At 38.9% G+C, this 17549-nt stretch carries 17 protein-coding genes; 10 read left to right on the top strand and 7 right to left on the bottom strand.

Features of this window, described 5'->3' with window-relative positions:
* Positions 1-244: 244 nt before the first annotated feature.
* Entirely contained in the window at positions 245-1705 is a 1461-nt protein-coding gene (locus tag ASF86_RS08620) for a PLP-dependent aminotransferase family protein (protein WP_081407583.1), read from the bottom strand.
* 231 nt (positions 1706-1936) lie between these two features.
* On the opposite strand from ASF86_RS08620, the gene ASF86_RS08615 reads away from it, so the two are divergent.
* Positions 1937-2806, top strand: coding sequence for a PhzF family phenazine biosynthesis protein (locus tag ASF86_RS08615; RefSeq protein WP_056481162.1), 870 nt, complete (start codon positions 1937-1939; stop codon positions 2804-2806).
* A gap of 52 nt (positions 2807-2858) precedes the next feature.
* On the opposite strand, the gene ASF86_RS08610 is transcribed toward ASF86_RS08615, so the two are convergent.
* Positions 2859-3638, bottom strand: coding sequence for a ferredoxin--NADP reductase (locus tag ASF86_RS08610; RefSeq protein WP_017391966.1), 780 nt, complete (start codon positions 3636-3638; stop codon positions 2859-2861).
* Positions 3639-3739: 101 nt separating this feature from the next.
* Here ASF86_RS08610 and tsaA point away from each other — a divergent pair, with 101 nt between their 5' ends.
* The gene (gene tsaA / locus ASF86_RS08605; RefSeq protein WP_080632494.1) at positions 3740-4471 is read left to right on the top strand and encodes a tRNA (N6-threonylcarbamoyladenosine(37)-N6)-methyltransferase TrmO; all 732 of its coding nucleotides are present in this window, start codon (positions 3740-3742) and stop codon (positions 4469-4471) included.
* Positions 4472-4479: 8 nt separating this feature from the next.
* Here tsaA and ASF86_RS08600 read toward each other — a convergent pair whose 3' ends face one another.
* Positions 4480-5751: an MgtC/SapB family protein gene (locus ASF86_RS08600; protein ID WP_005039358.1), complete on the bottom strand. Its 1272-nt coding sequence runs from the start codon at positions 5749-5751 to the stop codon at positions 4480-4482.
* A gap of 288 nt (positions 5752-6039) precedes the next feature.
* Between ASF86_RS08600 and ASF86_RS08595 the strand changes: the two genes are divergently transcribed.
* From ASF86_RS08595 to ASF86_RS08580, 4 genes are all read left to right on the top strand, one after another.
* Complete coding sequence (locus tag ASF86_RS08595) at positions 6040-7797, top strand: GspE/PulE family protein (protein WP_056481160.1); 1758 nt, start codon at positions 6040-6042, stop codon at positions 7795-7797.
* Positions 7798-7877: 80 nt separating this feature from the next.
* On the top strand, positions 7878-8237 hold the full coding sequence (locus tag ASF86_RS08590) for a NirD/YgiW/YdeI family stress tolerance protein (RefSeq protein ID WP_056481158.1): 360 nt from the start codon (positions 7878-7880) through the stop codon (positions 8235-8237).
* 105 nt (positions 8238-8342) lie between these two features.
* Positions 8343-9005: a response regulator transcription factor gene (locus ASF86_RS08585; protein WP_056481156.1), complete on the top strand. Its 663-nt coding sequence runs from the start codon at positions 8343-8345 to the stop codon at positions 9003-9005.
* Complete coding sequence (locus ASF86_RS08580) at positions 9002-10342, top strand: sensor histidine kinase (protein WP_017391970.1); 1341 nt, start codon at positions 9002-9004, stop codon at positions 10340-10342. Before ASF86_RS08585 ends, ASF86_RS08580 begins: the two co-directional genes overlap by 4 nt.
* A gap of 72 nt (positions 10343-10414) precedes the next feature.
* Here the strand turns inward: ASF86_RS08580 and hemP are convergent, their stop codons facing one another.
* Positions 10415-10585, bottom strand: a complete 171-nt coding sequence (gene hemP, locus ASF86_RS08575) for a hemin uptake protein HemP (protein ID WP_002118129.1) — start codon at positions 10583-10585, stop codon at positions 10415-10417.
* Positions 10586-10721: 136 nt separating this feature from the next.
* Between hemP and ASF86_RS08570 the strand changes: the two genes are divergently transcribed.
* Entirely contained in the window at positions 10722-11624 is a 903-nt protein-coding gene (locus ASF86_RS08570) for an NUDIX domain-containing protein (protein WP_056481154.1), read from the top strand.
* Positions 11625-11649: 25 nt separating this feature from the next.
* On the opposite strand, the gene ASF86_RS08565 is transcribed toward ASF86_RS08570, so the two are convergent.
* Positions 11650-12201, bottom strand: coding sequence for a tetratricopeptide repeat protein (locus ASF86_RS08565; RefSeq protein ID WP_056481152.1), 552 nt, complete (start codon positions 12199-12201; stop codon positions 11650-11652).
* A gap of 21 nt (positions 12202-12222) precedes the next feature.
* Entirely contained in the window at positions 12223-14619 is a 2397-nt protein-coding gene (gene mrcB, locus ASF86_RS08560; protein WP_056481150.1) for a penicillin-binding protein 1B, read from the bottom strand.
* Between the two features lie 185 nt (positions 14620-14804).
* On the opposite strand from mrcB, the gene ASF86_RS08555 reads away from it, so the two are divergent.
* The 3 genes from ASF86_RS08555 to ASF86_RS08545 all read left to right on the top strand — a co-directional run bounded on the left by ASF86_RS08555 (position 14805) and on the right by ASF86_RS08545 (position 16452).
* Complete coding sequence (locus ASF86_RS08555; protein ID WP_003650688.1) at positions 14805-15713, top strand: NAD(+) kinase; 909 nt, start codon at positions 14805-14807, stop codon at positions 15711-15713.
* Positions 15710-15982 (top strand): YeaC family protein, encoded by a 273-nt coding sequence (locus ASF86_RS08550; protein ID WP_056481148.1) that lies wholly within the window; start codon positions 15710-15712, stop codon positions 15980-15982. The genes ASF86_RS08555 and ASF86_RS08550 overlap by 4 nt, the downstream gene beginning before the upstream one ends.
* Positions 15983-16044: 62 nt before the next feature.
* The gene (locus tag ASF86_RS08545) at positions 16045-16452 is read left to right on the top strand and encodes a hypothetical protein (protein ID WP_003650692.1); all 408 of its coding nucleotides are present in this window, start codon (positions 16045-16047) and stop codon (positions 16450-16452) included.
* A 38-nt stretch (positions 16453-16490) separates the two neighbouring features.
* On the opposite strand, the gene ASF86_RS08540 is transcribed toward ASF86_RS08545, so the two are convergent.
* On the bottom strand, positions 16491-17486 hold the full coding sequence (locus ASF86_RS08540; RefSeq protein ID WP_017391973.1) for a glycosyl transferase family protein: 996 nt from the start codon (positions 17484-17486) through the stop codon (positions 16491-16493).
* Positions 17487-17549 lie beyond the last annotated feature (63 nt).

The raw sequence follows: 17549 nt of genomic DNA, 5'->3' as shown, positions 1-17549 counted from the left end.
GAATGAGTTTTAATCAATCTATATGAAATGTTGAAATGATTTGACCAGTTTTAACGATTGTGCAATTTTTTTGGTACACAAATACAAGTAAATCAAACTGAACTGATGGTTTGATTTTATCACTAGCAAAACGGTATAAACCATTAATTATATTAAAAACTAATCGCAATGATTAAAGTGCTATGTTTAACCTACATCATAAGCTAGGGTTGATGCTGTTATATCTCTCTTCGCATGCTATAAATTACGAATGAGTAACGATTTTGTCCATATGGTTTTGAGATGAAAGCATATTTTTTGCTAATTCTCCTAAGCGCATCAAAGCATTTAACATTTTTGGGTTCAACTCAAAACATGCTGCAATACGTAAACAATGACTAAAACGTTTATCAGCAGAACATAAAATTCCCGGCATACATAAGATTTTTTCATCCATAGCTTGATGAAACAGCTCTAATGTGTCGATAGATTCGGGTAACTCTAACCATAAAATAAATCCCGCTTGTGGGCGACTGACTCGGGTACCAAGTGGGAAATAACGACAAATATAAGATTTGATGGTATCAATTTGTTGTTGATAGCGTTTTTTGAGCTGCCGTAAATGCAGGTCATAACCACCATTTTCCAAGAAAAGTCCTAAGGTTTCGGTGAGTAAAGCAGGCTCGGCTACTGTTGTTGTAAATTTTAGCTGCTGCACAATATTATGGAAGCGCCCAGCTTCTAACCAACCGATTCGATAGTCGGGTGCTACAGTCTTGGTGTAGCTACTACATACCAACACCCATCCATTTTGATCAAATGCCTTAATGTTGGGTAAGAGAGGTTCGGCTAGTTGCAATTCGGCATACATCGCATCTTCAATAACAGGAACTTGAAAATGATTGGCTAGCTCTGCCAAGCGACGGCGGCTGCTTTCAGGCATGCTGAAACCGAGGGGATTGTGTCCTGTTGGAATCGTTAATATGGCTTGTACACTTTGAGATTTTAAGAGTTCTTCAAGTGTATCTAGACACATGCCTGTATGTGGCGAAGTGGGAACTTCTACAATTTTTCGGCCTAAATTATGCAGGAGTGGGTACAAATTATGAAAAGTCGGGATCTCAAGGGCGATGGTGTCACCCGCTTGAGTTGTTGCCATAATTGCGAGACTTAAAGCCTCCATAGTGCCATGGGTGAGTACAATATCATCTGCTGAAAGAAACATACCCAGTTGCAAGCTTCGTCTAGCAATTTGTGTGCGCAGTCGTGTTGACCCGGGTGGTAAGGTATAGCTTTTAAAAATATCTGGTTGTGTACGTAAAACCTGAGCAGTTAAGCGTTTTAAACGTTCAATTGGGTAGAAGTTTTCTCCTGAGGGGCAAGCTAGGGCCAAATTAATATAGGTTGGGTCCATTTGCTTTTTAACGATTTGTGCGAGGAAGCAGCTGATACCTGAAAGTGGCACTTTTTCTTCACTGACATAACGTTCTTCGAGTTCTAGCAAGTTTGAAGGTGCGTGACAAACATAGTAACCAGATTGAGGACGAACCGAAATCAAACCTTGATCTTCAAGTTGACGATACGCTTCTTTTACGGTGTTAATGCTGACCTGATAATGGTTTGCACAGTCCCGTATTGAAGGTAGACGCGAGCCAATAGGCTGCCTTCCATTATGGATTTGAAGGGTTAAGTCATCACTCACTTTTTTATATTTGTACATATCAATTCATTAAAAAGCCAAAGCAATGGGTACACTTTATAGTGATCTGTTATTTATCTCAAATATTGTGATTACTTTAGGTTGGTCCATTTAATCGAGTTTTACACTTAAAAACTGTGTCTATTATTTTTCATATTAACTGATACTGTAACCATTAAAGATATCTCAGTAAGATCAAAAGCATGGTGAGGATTTAAAACCATAATTTTTTAATATCAAAATGAGTAGGAGTGGTCTATGTCCGTTGTAGCATTTAAACAAGTTGATGTTTTTACTTCACAAGCATTTAAAGGAAATCCTGTCGCGGTGATTATGGACGCCAGTACCTTAACATCTGAGCAAATGCAGGCGATTGCCAATTGGACCAATCTCTCTGAAACTACATTTGTACTGCCTCCTACAGATTCGCAAGCCGATTATCAGGTTCGAATTTTTACTCCACAAAATGAATTACCATTTGCAGGCCATCCTACAATCGGCACAGCCCATGCTTTACTTGAAGCTGGTCTAATTACTGCTAAAGAAGGAAAATTGGTACAGCAATGTGGTGCAGGTTTAGTTGCTCTTACGGTAAGTGAATTGAATCATATTTCCTTTGAACTACCACAACCTAAAATTACGCCATTAGATACGACACAGACTCAAAAATTGGCAGAGATTTTAAAATGTCAGATTGACACTCAATGGAATGCTGCATTGGTTGATGTTGGGGCGCGTTGGGTTGTATTACAAGCTGTCAATGCCGAAGCTGTTTTAGCGGCTCAACCAGACTTCGCTGCTTTAAAACAACATGATTTAGAAATGAAAGTTGGTGGAGCGACGGTTTATGGTTTTTATGAAAATAATGATGAGCAAAAACATATAGAAGTTCGTTCATTTGCTCCTTCAATTGGAATCAATGAAGATCCAGTTTGTGGTAGTGGTAATGGTAGCGTAGCGTCTTTTATTCGTTACCATGGTATTTTGCCCGCACAAAATGATCAGGTACTTTCTTCACAAGGTCGCGTTTTAGGACGTGACGGACAGCTTCAACTAAATTTATATCAAGATAAAATTTTAGTGGGTGGAACTGCTGTTACCTGTATCGATGGTACGATTAACCTCTAAAACAGATATAAAAAACCGAGGTAAAGTCCTCGGTTTTTTTAATTAGAAAATCTTATTTTTCTACGAAAGCACGTTCAATTACGTAGTCGCCCATTACACCCATACGAGGTGATTCAACTAAACCATGTTCGTCAAGTAACGCAGCAACGTCTTTCAAGAAAGCAGGGCTACCGCAAAGCATTGCGCGGTCAGTTTCACGGTTAAAGCGTGGTAAACCGATTTTTTCAAATAAAGCACCAGTTTCAATTGCAGTGGTAACACGGCCTTGAGTGTGGAAAGGTTCACGAGTTACAGTAGGGTAGTAAACAAGCTTGTCTTTAATGCCTAATTCTTCAAAGAATTCATGGTTTGGAAGTTCATTCAAGATAAGGTCTTGATAAGCTAATTCAGAAATATAACGTGTACCATGAACAACGATTACTTTTTCAAAGCGTTCGTAAGTTTCTGGATCACGAATAATTGACAAGAATGGAGCAAGACCAGTACCAGAAGATAAAAGGTACAAGTTTTTACCTGGTAAAAGGTCATCATGAACCAATGTACCTGTCGGTTTTTTAGAAATCAGAATCTCATCACCAACTTGTACTTTTTGCAAAATCGAAGTTAAAGGACCATCTTGTACTTTAATTGAGAAGAATTCTAACTCTTCTTCGTAGTTTGCACTTGCAATCGAATACGCACGCATTAACGGTTTGCCATTCACTTCAAGTCCGATCATTACGAACTGACCATTTTTAAAACGTAAGCTAGTGTCGCGTGTAGTTTTAAAACTGAAAAGGGTGTCATTCCAGTGGTGAACATGAGTAATGCGTTCGACGTTAAAAGCAGCCATTAAAGGTCTCGATCACGATTAAAAGAAAACAGATTGCTATTCTAATCTAAATTCATTCCCGATAAACTGAATATATTTAATTGTGTTTATAAGAAAAAGTGATGATCAATTCTGTCACCCTTCCCATAATCGGCCACATGTGCTCTCCATATCGAGAAAAATTCGGTATTCCACGCCAGCCTAATCTGGTAAATATCGAGTCATATATCGACATGATAGAACCTTATAATGACTTGTTGGCTTTTGAAGGAATTGAGCAATTTAGTCATCTCTGGCTAGTTTGGCAGTTTCATGACAATAAAAATCAGGGTAGTGCAGATAAATTCCGTCCGCAAGTTCGTCCCCCACGTTTAGGGGGTAATGAAAAAATTGGCGTATTTGCTACACGTAGCATGTATCGACCAGCACCAGTGGGCTTGTCTGTAGTACGGTTAAAGAAGGTTGAAAAAGTCGGTAAGTCAGTACGAGTGTACGTCACTGGCAGCGATTTATTAGATGGAACTCCAATTCTAGATATTAAACCCTATATTCAATATTCTGATGCGATTGTTGATGCACAAAGTGGTTATGCACATGCAGAACCAGAGCGTAAATCAGTCATTTGGTCTGAACCTGCTCTAAATACTCAAAAATATTTTTTACAAAATAAAGAAATGGACGATCAATACCTTGATGAGCTTGAGCAAGTGTTAGCCTTAGATCCTCGGCCTGCTTATCAAGAAGATTCAGACAGAATTTATAAAATGAAATTTTCCAGTTTCGATATTCATTTTAAAGTCGGTCAGCTTGAAGTTACTGTAGTGGATATGGTGAAAGCTTCTGCTGTGCAATAAATTCTATTTTAGAACCAATGGATGTTGAGCCAAAGTAAAGTAATAAAAATAGCCATATGAATAAGCTGGGCGGGAACGAAGGCAAGAGCATAAGGTAGCCCGCCCGAAATTACAGAGTTTATACTTTTGGCAATTGCATGCACTGCAAAGCCTCCCATAAAAGCAATTAATAAAGGGGACATATGAGCACTATCAGGTTCACCTTGTACAATTACTGCGGCTATAGCTGCATGGATCTCAAACAAAGAAGCGAGTAACGTTCCGGCTATTAATCCTGCATCGCCTAAAGATATACTTAAACCATAAACACCTGCCTGAATAAGCGTGAGTGTGCCAGCAATAATAATGGCTTCTTTAAGACTAAACATTCTTGAGTCGAGTTCGGGTAAAGTAGTACTAGGCTCTGCTTTACGTAATAAAATAAAAGCCCATACCGCTAAAACAACTAATGCAATAAGGGCAGGAAATATAATTAGCTTAAACCAAGTAAAGCTGATACCTATCACAATAATTAATGTTTGAATAAGTGTTGAAACGCAGGACATTAATGCAGCGCCCGCATTAGTCGTTGCATTTGCACGACCGGAACGTACCTCTAAACCCAGACTGGCAATAGCTGCTGTACTGGAAACAAAACCTGAAGCCAAAGACGAAAGTAAGAGCGCATTTTTAGAAGATAATAATCGTTTGGCAATATGTGCCAGTGCCTGCACAAATAAGATTAAAGTCAGTAATTTTAAAATAACATTCGGATTTAAAACTGGACCCCAAAAGGGTTTATTCGGGACTAAAGGTAAAGCAATTAAAAGTAAGGCGAGTAGAAAAATTCCATCGCGCAATTCTGCCTCGGTAATCCATTGGCTAGCAATACCATGCATAGACTGCTTAGCTATTAAGATAGCCGTCATGATGACTGCTAAACTTGCTGCCAATGAAATATTCCAAATACAGAGAGCTCCAATGAAATAAGTCATGATAAATGCAAGTTCGGTAGTAACGCCCGGATCATTTGGCTGGTTTTTGAGGGAAACGATGCTAATTGCACCGATGATTAAAGCTCCAACAATCCCCATAGGAGTGCCGAATAAAAAACAGATCGCGCCTAATAGGGCACTAATGGCAAATGATCGAAAACCTGCGAAAGTTTTATATTCGTGTTTGAGCTTACTGCGCTCTCGTTCTAAGCCGATTAATAAGCCACAGCCAAGGGCAGCTGCAATGACTGTAATGAATTCTTCAAAGGATGTTGTTTGTAATGACATTGTCATTGGAAGTTCCATATTACTTCCTCTTTGATTTATTGTTATATGTAGATTTGAATCATTTTAAAATCATGTATTCACGTTCAGTTTATGCTTTTTATGAGACAGATCATAGTATCTTTTTTAGACAATGCAACTTACAAAATAACTTTATAAACATGACCCATGACGCAAAAAAAGTTCAAGTTGAGAATTGGTTTAATTATTTGAAGTTGAAGGATATTTAAATAATGGATTTAACGATTTTGGGGTGAGTTAAATCTAAAACATCTCTGCTATATTATAAAAGTATATTGGGGATAACGCATGAATGCACATGTAGAAATAGATACCTATTGGTGTCTAGAACAACTATTACAAGAAGGCCGTATCACAGAACGAGATAAATTACTGGTACAGTCAAGCCACCGCCAAAAAGATCAGTTGAAATGGCATCCTTTACAGTGGATTGCACATTTTAATTTAAAAGATCAGCAGCACACACAGGCCCATTTAAGTTTAAACCGTTTGTGTTTATGGTTTGCAGATCGGGTTCAACTTCCTTTATTTGTGATTGATCCTTTAAAGGCAGATGTGAGTGCTTTAACTCAAGTCATGTCACAAGAATTTGCTATTCGCAATCATATTTTAGCTGTTGAAATCCATGCCGATCGTATTGTGATTGGAACAGACCAGCCATTTCAAACAGATTGGCTCAATAATCTTGAACGAAGTCTAGCTCCTAAAAAAATTGAGCGGGTACTACTTAATCCCGAACAGTTACAACGTTATTTACGAGAATATTATCAGGTCAGTCGAGCAGTAAATTCAGCTCAAAAAGATGCAGCTCATGACCGTGATAATAAAAATGTTGAAGCTCTTTTACAACTTGGGGATAGCCAGAACCCTGATGCCAATGATCAGCATATTGTGAAATTAGTCGACTGGATTTTACAGTTTGCGTTCGAGCAGAGTGCCAGTGACATTCATATGGAACCACGCAAAGACAATGGCAAAGTCAGGTTTCGTATCGATGGTGTTTTGCACACCATTTATAACATGCCTTCAAATACACTGACCGCCGTGATTTCTCGAATTAAAATTTTAGGACGTTTAAATGTCGCCGAAAAGCGCAAACCGCAAGATGGTCGATTAAAAACTCGAACGCCAAAGGGGCAAGAAACAGAGCTACGTTTATCAACCTTGCCCACTGCATTTGGTGAAAAACTGGTTATGCGTATTTTCGACCCCGATGTCTTGGTACGTTCTTTTCATCAACTGGGTTTTGAAGAGAGCTTATTACAACAGTGGCAACAGTTAACAAAAAATAGCCATGGCATTATTTTAGTCACTGGTCCTACAGGTTCAGGTAAAACGACCACGCTATATTCTTCTTTAAAGCAGCTCGCAACAGATCAGGTCAATGTCTGTACCATTGAAGATCCAATTGAAATGTTAGAGCCTAGTTTTAACCAGATGCAGGTCAACAATGCAATTGAATTAGGCTTTGCAGATGGTGTTCGTGCGCTTATGCGTCAAGACCCCGATATTATTATGATTGGGGAAATCCGTGATCAAGATACAGCGAATATGGCCATTCAGGCGGCATTAACAGGTCATTTAGTATTATCAACTTTACACACCAATGATGCGCCGTCTAGTTTGACTCGTTTACATGATTTGGGCGTGCAGCCATTTTTAACAGCAGCCACAATTTTGGGTGTTCTCGCACAGCGTTTAGTACGTCAGCTTTGTCCGCACTGCAAACAGCAAACTCATATTAATGAGGACGAGTGGCAACACCTCACATTCGATTACATTATGGACATGCCAGAAAAAGTTTATCAGGCAGTAGGGTGTGAACAATGTCGTCATACAGGCTATAAAGGGCGAATCGGTATTTATGAGTTTATGCCAGTCAGTCTAGAGCTTAAGCATCTTATTAGTAGTCATGTGACGTTAAATGATTTAAGAACTCAAACTAAAAAAGAAGGTATAGAACCTTTGAGAATTGCGGGTGCACGTAAAGTAATTGATGGTGTTACGACATTAGAAGAGGTCTTACGGGTTGTTCCATTAAATTAAGTTTTTCTTAAGATTCACCTCATTTATGCTTGATTTAATTGCTTTATCCCAAGAGGAAACCATAAACAGAGGGTAATTATATGAATATGCTTAAAGTAATGTTGTTGACTGCTGGTATGGCTACTGCTGGCATAGTTGTAGCGAATACACCAGTGAATCAGGCTGCAATTGCTCCGGCAACTGTCACCACGGTAAAACAGGCATTAACGGCTAAAGATAGTACACCGATAAAATTACATGGTCAGGTTGTAAAATCTTTAGGTGATGAAAAATATCAATTTCGTGACAAGACAGGTAGCATTACAGTTGATGTAGATGATGAACTTTGGCAAGGTCGTCCTATTTCACCAAATACAAATGTAATTTTAATTGGTGAAGTAGACATTGATTATAAACCTTTAAAACGCGTCGAAATTGATGTGGATCAAGTTCAGTTTTAATTAATAATCTTAGATGTATTGCCTTTAGCCGCATTTTAATAATGCGGCTTTGCTTTTTCTAGAAAGGCTTGGCAAGATCAAATCAGGATATAACAGGAAAAACAGATGAGAATTTTGCTTGCAGAAGATGATCGCTCTCAAGCTGAAAGTATTCAATCGTGGCTAGAGTTAGACGGTTATCAGGTAGATTGGGTGGAAAGAGGTGATTATGCGCTTACAGCAATCGAGCAGCATGACTATGACTGTATTTTGCTTGATCGGGGGTTGCCTCAACTGGCTGGTGAAAAAGTTTTAACAACGATCCGCCATAAACAAAAAAATGTTCCTGTTATTTTTATTACAGCACGTGACAGTATTCATGACAGGGTGGCAGGACTAGATTTAGGTGCAAATGATTATTTGGTGAAGCCTTTTAGCTTAGAAGAGCTATCTGCTCGAATCCGCGCTCAATTACGCAAGCAAACGTTGAGTCAGCAATCGGTTTTAACATGGGGCGATCTGCAACTTGATACACAAGCAAAAGTTGTATCATGCGCTGGCAAGTCTATTGATTTAACAGCTAAAGAGTTCCAAATATTACGTAAGCTTATGGTTCATCCTGAGCATATTATTACGCGTGATCAATTAGAGGAAGCGCTCTATGCATGGGGTGAAGAAATTGAAAGTAACGCAATAGAAGTATTTATTTATCAGCTTCGAAAAAAAATCGGAAGTAGCAGCATTAAAACCATACGGGGGTTAGGCTACCGTATGGGAGACTTAAAATGAAATCTAATCGCTCATCCTTGCAGTCGCAACTGGTTAAAACCACGATGTGGAGTAGTGTCGTGGTGGGCTTGCTGGCTTTAAGCTTACTCACCATATTTTCTATTTATCACAACATGTCGGTGCAAGACGAAATCATGGATGAAATATCAGATACTTTGCTGGTTTCTGATATTTCTGGGCACTCTATGAAACAGTTTGATGAACTCAGTGATGAATTTGATATTCAGTATGAATTATTAAGTTCTGGGCAATTACTTACTCATTCTCATAGTTATCAGCACGAGCTTTTTGAACAAGGTAATTTATCAGAAGGTTTTTCATATTTTTGGTTTGATGGCCAATTATGGCGTAGCTTAGCTGCACAGCAAGAAGACTCAAAGTTACAAGTTGAAGTTTTTCAGCCAATCAGTACACGTATCGAAGAAGTACTCAAAGCACTTGCTGGGTATAGCGGCCTTATGGTGTTGTTCTGGCTGCTACAATGGGTCATTGTAAGTTGGCGTACCGAGCATCAATTGGCTGCGCTAAATTTGCTTTCTAGAAGAATTGCTCAAAAAACCGCATCAAACTTAGAACCCATTCAAGAACCAGATGTCATTACAGAAATTCAGCCTGTGATTGATGCGCTAAACCAATTACTTGCAAGGTTGCAAAGGGCATTAGTCGCTGAACAGCGTTTTACCGCAGATGCTTCTCATGAGTTGCGATCTCCATTATCTGCCATACAAATGCGTCTTCAGGTTTTACAGCGTAAATATCAACATGTTCCAGAGCTTCATCAGGACTTTGAACGTATACAAGAAGACGTTTCTAGAAGTACAAAAATACTTGAAAATTTACTCCTTCTGGCTCGCTTAGAACCCAATGAAGCAGAGCAGCCACAACTTCCCAAGACGATTATCGATTTAAATTATTTATTGGCTAGAGTCATTGAAACTGTAACTTTAGATGCGCAAGCTAAACAAATGTTGATAGAAACAAATACCTTGTCGACAGAAACTAAAACATATGCAAATGAAGAATTGCTGTTTATTGCTTTTAGAAATTTATTTGATAACGCCATTCGTTATAGCCCGACTTTAGGCTCTATTCATGTGGAGATTAGTCAGCATGAACAGCAAATTAAGGTGTCTATAGAAGATACGGGAAATGGTGTAGATGACGAAGTGCTATTACGTTTAGGGCAGCGTTTTTTTCGAGTCTTAGGTACTCAGCAGCAAGGTTCGGGGTTAGGAATTTCAATTACCCGAAAAATTATTGAATTGCATAATGGCACATTACGTTTTATGCATGCTGAACAAGGGGGCCTAAGAGCAGAGATTATTCTTCCGTCATAAAAAATAGCATGGTTACCCATGCTATCCATTTTTTGTTTTCCCACGAATATTATTGAAACGCGAGTGTATTTTTTATTTAGTTAAAATTAGACGGTTGTTGCGAGTGAGGCGTAAACGATATTCCTCGCCAGCATGCATAATGCGGATTTCACGGCCTAATGCAAAGAGGTTGTTAGAATGTAACATTGGTAAGGCGTGAGCTGTGTCATTGTTACGGGTAAATAAGCTAAAAGGTGCGTTCATTTGTTGTGCTCCGTGGTATGTTCTTGAACGATTTAAATGATAATCATTATCGAATAGATCTGTCAATGAGATTTTTAAAATTTTATAAAATGATAAAATTTGCTTACACTTGAGAAAAGTTTTAGAGAGTAAAAAGATGCCCAAACCAATAGTCGATGTCGCTATAGCAATCTTGATCCATCGTGGAAAAATATTAGTAGGATGGCGCGAAGAGCAGCAGCATCAAGGTGGAAAGCATGAGTTTCCAGGAGGAAAGGTTGAGCAGGGTGAAACACCCGAAGAAGCCTGTCGCCGTGAAATCTATGAAGAAGTGGGTATTGGTTTAAAAGATTGGCATCAGTTTGATTATATTCACCATGAATATGAAGACATTATTGTCAATTTACATTTATTTCATAGTTATGTGCCTGATGAACTATTAAATCTTATTCATCAGCCATGGGCGTGGTACACACGGGAACAGTTACTTCATTTAAACTTTCCAAAAGCCAATAAAGACATCATAAAGCGACTCTATTGGCCCCATCTCATCAAAATCAGCAATATGCTTACACCTGTAGAAGGCAGTGATGCTTTATTGTATTGGCGTATAGAAGAAGCTGATGCTGATCAGAGATATTTAGAACAATTAAATGCTTTAGGTGAAAATCAGTTATCAAACTTAATTATTAATATAGATATTTGGCAGCAGTTGAGCCCTGAGTTAAAGAGACAGATTAAGACAGTTCATTTAAAACAATCTCAGCTCATGAATTTGCATAAGGGCGATTTAACAGTAGGCGTACGTTATATTGCCGCTTGTCATGATGCGGTTTCTTTAAAGCAGGCTGAGCAGATTGGTTGTGATGCTGTTTTTATTAGTCCTGTACAACCGACAACCACTCATCCAGAAGCCTTGGCATTAGGTTGGGAACGTGTTGCTGATCTAGCCCAAAAAAGCCAGATTCCGGTTTTTGCATTGGGAGGAGTGCATCCTGATGATTTAGTTACTGCACAACAGCATGGTGCATATGGTTTAGCAGGTATTCGTAATTTCTAATAAGAAAATAGAAAAGCATTAAAAGCTAGAGGGCTTTTAATGCTTGTTGCGCTTCTTGAACAGTTTTTTGATTATTGCGTTGTTGTCCAGCTTTTAAGATGGTCAACCAAAGCTGCTTTTTCATGGCCGGACTTTGGGCAAAACTTAAACCACGTCGTGCTAGAGATTCGGCATTAGAATATTGCTGTTTATGATTTGCCGTAAGGGCAAGAAATAGATATGTTTCTGCGGCTTGAGGAGCTAAACGCTGTGCTTGAAGCGCATAGCGTTCAGCTTCTGACCATTGCTGGTTTTTGTAAGCCTGTTGGGTTTTTTGCATTAAGACTTTAAATGCAGGTAACTGGCTGCCATCATCATTAAAGTGTTGCGGCTTTTTCTGCTGAGGAACAATAACCTGCAAGTTCTTGCGGTGAATTTCCGGATGATCATAAGGTGTAATTTTTACACCCGATGGAGTTTCCGTGCTCTTTTTCGCTGGTGGAGCAGGTGCTTTGTCTTTGGAGCCAGATTGATCAGGCAAAGTTGTACAGCCGACCATAAGTACAGCACCAATATAAAAAACACCTTTCTTCAACATATCCTACTTTCCTGTTAACGCTTAGTTGTTATAACTACCACTTGAAATTACACGAGAGTTATTTGACAGATCTTGTTCCATCTGGCTTTCACTTTCACGAATATAACTGTCGGTATTATCATCTTGAGAGTCAGGAATTGTGTTATCACTTTGTGGCGTATATGTTGGATCAACTTGATAATAAGGTGCTCCACATGGCGTAGCACGGTGCGGAACCGTATGCGTTAACATCGGAATATACATAGCGCCATCACAAGCCTGAGCAGATAAATCACCCGTTGCACGGTCAATCCACTGCCACTGTACAGTGTCTGGTTGACGTATATTCACAGGAGTTTGGCGTAACTGTTTCATCACGTTAGTCCATACTGGCAATGCACCAGATGAACCTGTTAATCCTGTTACTTTGTTGTCATCTAAACCTAACCATACTACAGCGACATGGTTACCCGAATAACCAGCAAACCATGAGTCACGTGTATCGTTAGTCGTACCTGATTTACCAGCCAATTTTAAAGCTGGAGATAAGCTGCTATAGGCTGAACGACCAGTACCCGAAGACATGACCTGTTGTAAACCATAATTCATGATATAGCCAACAGCCGGATCAATCGTTTGTTGAACATTAAGGCCATAACGGTCAAGCAGACGACCATTCGCGTCTACGACAGATCGAATCGCACGAGTTGGATATTTAAAACCGCCTGTAGCGAAGTTCTCATAAATTCCAAGTACTTCCATTGGTGACATATTGACTGCCCCAAGGAAAATAGAAGGGTAGGCAGGAATCGTTGATTCAACACCAAATTTTCTTAAATTATTGCTAAATGTAGATAGACCAAATTCTTGACCCATGCGTACAGCAGAAAGGTTGTATGAATTTGCTAATGCTTCACTCAGGCTGACTACACCATGTCCACCGCCACTATAGTTTTTAGGAGTCCAACTCTTACCGCCGTCTACAGGAACACTGATTGGTGCATCTTCAATTTGGCTTGCCCAGTTATAACGTCCAGATTCAATAGCACTTAAATAAATCACAGGTTTCAATAAAGAACCGACTTGACGTTTCGCATCTAAAGCACGGTTAAAACCAGTAAAGTCTTGTGTAGAACCAACCGCTGCAACTAACTCACCATTTTCAGGGTGTGCAATCAGTACAGCACCTTGTAAGTTTTTCAAACGCGCTGGATTACTATTAGCCAAACGGTCTACTGAAGCTTTAAAAGCATTTTGAACTTGAGTTTGAGTAATTGGATCTAAGGTCGTAAAAATACGTAATCCCTGATTGGTTAAATCACTTTCTTGATACTCTGTACGTAATTGACGACGTACAATATCTAAAAAGTCTGGGAATTTTGCAGGCCCTAAACTTGGTTTACTTAACACATTTAAAGGACGTGCAATTTCATCTTCATATTCAGCTTGAGTTAAATAACCCATCACACGCATGTTATTTAACACGGTATCACGGCGTTTTTTTGCACCTTCAGGGTTTTTCCAAGGGTTATATAAAGAAGGGCCTTGAACTAAACCGACTAAATAAGCTTGTTGTGCAACACTTAGTTCACGTAGCGGCAGACCGAAATAAAATTGTGAAGCCAAACCATAACCATTAATTGAATAGCTACCATTTTGGCCCAGATTCACTTCATTTAAATACGCTTCTAAAATTTCATCTTTGCTGTAATGCAGTTCGATGAGTAAAGCCATTAATGCTTCATTGACTTTACGTTTTAGTGTGCGTTCAGGGGTGAGATAGAAGTTTTTAACTAATTGTTGAGTCAGGGTTGAGCCACCTTGACGTTTTCCACCAGTGACATTACTCACTAGTGCACGAGCCGTACCGCGAATTGAAATACCATGATGATGATAAAAATTACGGTCTTCTGTAGAAATTAAAGCTTCAATGAGTGGTTTAGGGACATTATTCAGTTTAATGAGTACACGGTCTTCATTGTGCTGAGGATAAATTCCTCCAATGAGTAACGGTTCCAAGCGTGCAACGCCGGTTGAAGAAGGTTTAGTACTTCTAACTTCAACAACTTGATCATTTGCAAAACTTAACTCTAAGACTTGTTCAGGTTCAACACTGTCACCGTAGTCAAAACCACGTGTGTGGATATACATATTGCTGCCTTGAGCAACATAGCTTCCAGACTTGTCATAATTACTTGAAGTTTTGTAACCCAATAACTTTAATTCTTGAGTGAAATTTGCTTGAGAAATAGGCGCGTTGTTATAAATTTCCAAAGGTCTTGCAAACACTTTGGCAGGAATATCCCATCGCTGGCCTTCAAATTTTTCACGGATAATATTATCTAAACGAATCAGATAGATACTAAGAGCAATAAAAGCACCAATGACCAAAATGGAAAAGATTAGTGCAAAGAAACCGATACCACGTTCAAACTTCATAAAAATGAGATAAAACCCTAACAATGCCTGTAATGATGCGATAGCTTGTCATCAATTTGCAATGATAAAACTGTGAATAATTGGAAAAGTTAGATTGAATTTTACAGCATCTTGTAGTTATGTTTTTTTAAATTAATCGGGTTAATGTTATTATAGCCGAGTATCGCAGCGGAGCTTACTCATTCGTGCAAATTTCACATAAGTCCTTCAGAAACGTCGGGTTAATCGGTCGACCAGATAAATCATCAGTTGTAGAAACACTATGTTTAATTCATGATCATTTATTGAACTTAGGTTTGAACCCCATTTTTGATCAGGAAACAGCCGAATTAGTGCCTTATGATCATGCACAGATAGTAAGCCGTCATTTATTAGGTGAAGTTGCTGATTTAGTTATTGTGGTTGGAGGCGATGGTTCTCTACTCCATGCAGCCAGAGCATTGGTCCGTTACAATACCCCTGTTATTGGCATTAACCGTGGGCGATTAGGTTTTTTAACTGATATCAAACCTTCAGAAGCCATTTTTAAACTTGACCAAGTGCTTCAAGGGCATTTTCAACTTGATCGCCGTTTCTTACTTGAAATGGAAGTACGAACAAATGGCGAAGTTATTTATGATGCAATCGCTTTAAATGATGTTGTTTTGCATTCAGGTAAGTCCGTCCATATGATTGACTTTGAACTCAACATTGATGGTCAATATGTTTATCGTCAGCATAGTGATGGTTTAATTGTTTCTACTCCAACAGGGTCAACTGCCTATGCTTTGTCAGGTGGTGGACCAATTTTACATCCAAGTATGGATGCGATTGCATTAGTTCCAATGCATCCCCATACATTGTCATCACGTCCCATCGTAGTCGGCGGGCAAAGCGAAATTAAAATTGTTATTCGCGAAAATCGAGTTTTGCCGATGGTGAGTGCTGATGGACAACATAGTATATCGCTGAATGTCGGAGATAGTTTACACATCCGCAAACATCCATTTAAACTAAGTTTATTGCATCCACCAGGTTATGATTTTTATATGGCCTGCCGTACCAAACTTGGTTGGAACCAAGATTTTGAATCTTTTCAAAGAGATGAATCATGAATATTGAACAAATGCTATCTGTTTTAAACCCTGAAATTGTAGAGCGTTTAAAAACAGCAGTAGAAATTGGTAAATGGCCAAATGGCGTTGTTTTAACAAAAGAGCAGCGTGAGACTTGTATGCAAGCTGTCATTGCTTGGGAGTTGAAAAACTTACCAGAAGAACAGCGTAGCGGCTATATTGACCGTGGTACGAAAGAAGAAGGTGAAGAGTGTGATGATGATGATCACAAGCATGAGCCAGAATTTAAGCCAATTCGTTTTGTTTAATTTAAGAAGCTCAGTGATTACTGGGCTTTTTTTATGTTTATCAAAATATAATAAAGAATCCTATGAAACGTTTAAAACCTATTTACGTACTATTATTTCTAATATTGTTTAGTGGTGCTGCATTAGCTAAACAGCCGATTGAATGTTTACTCAACGTGAAGGTTGTTGCGAGTCGGAAATACACTTCACCTCAAGCTAAATATACAAGTATAAAGAACGACGGTTATCCCATGTTATTGATTGGGATTCAGGTGCTGGAGTCGCAAACCATACGAAGCTCCCAAAAGATCAAAGCGCATCATTTATATTGTAAGACACTTATTGGTCAACAACGAGATGCTTATCTTTCGGGTTCCTACGATTCTAATAAGATTACAATCAAAATAGGTGATCACTTGAAACTAAGAAATATTCATTCTTCAGGTCAGGAATATCCATTTTGGCCAGATTTTTATTATATTGAACCTTAAAACCAAGGCTATCCGATATAACCTTGGTCATTCATATATTAGAAACGACTATTCCATAACACTTTTGCTTTCTGCATCGCCTCTTCAAAACTAGTAACAACTCCCATGGTATATAGTGCAATTCCGATGGTTTCTGTTACTGCCATTTCACCGTATTCATGGTGCTGCTGACCTAACCATACTGCTTTAAAAGTTGCTAAATCTAATTCTTCTTCAGTTGGACTACGTTCAGGTGTGAGCTTTGGTAACTCATGTTCATAAAGTTCACCATTTTTAATACCACAAATGAGTGTTTTTGCATCTGGATTTCGCTCAAATTCACCGCCTTCACCCTTAATGACTGCACTATTTTGATAGCCTAAGCGCAGTGCACTATGTTGATGGGAAGTTCTATAAGCTGGATGGAATATAGCTTGTAAGGTGGCTTTTGCATTAAAAGGATTTATTAAGCGGGCTAAAGTATGAATAGGCGAGCGTAATCCCATCACATTTCTTAAAGAAATCAGTTCACTTAAAACAGGTGAAATCACGTCTAAAGGTAAGTAAGCGAAATTTTGCTCTGCTAACTGAGTACGAACTTCTTGTTCTGAATGACAAATTGGATAACCAAGATATTCTAAAACCTGCTCGGTATAGACGCGGTTAAGGGTATGGCCTGATGCACCGTGCATAACAATTTTATAACCGTGTTGAGCAAGGGTGAGGGCCGCTAATAGGAACCAAGGATAATGTTTACGTTTACCTGCATAAGATGACCAGTCTAAATCAACTTCTAAAGGCTGGAAATTAAGCTGGTCTCTAGTCGCTTGAACAAATCCTGCGAGTTCATCAATAGATTCTTCTTTAACCCGAAGCAGCATTAAAAAAGCGCCTAACTGCACATCAAGCACTTCACCTTTTAAAATCATGGTAAACGCTTGATACGCTTCTTCATAGCTTAAAGAGCGTGAACCACTTTTTCCTTTCCCTAAAATACGGACATATTGAGCGAAGGGGTGTTCAGCATCTTTATAGATATTACGTTTAGTATTCATCGTAGTTCAAAAACAATAAAAATGATGGGATGCAGGCAGCTCAAAATGAAATGTCCACAAGTA

Source organism: Acinetobacter sp. Leaf130, from assembly GCF_001423205.1.
In the GTDB taxonomy this organism is placed as follows: Bacteria; Pseudomonadota; Gammaproteobacteria; order Pseudomonadales; family Moraxellaceae; genus Acinetobacter; species Acinetobacter calcoaceticus.
Note: the sequence above shows the minus strand (reverse complement) of the source record. Positions and strands in the feature narration are given on the sequence as shown.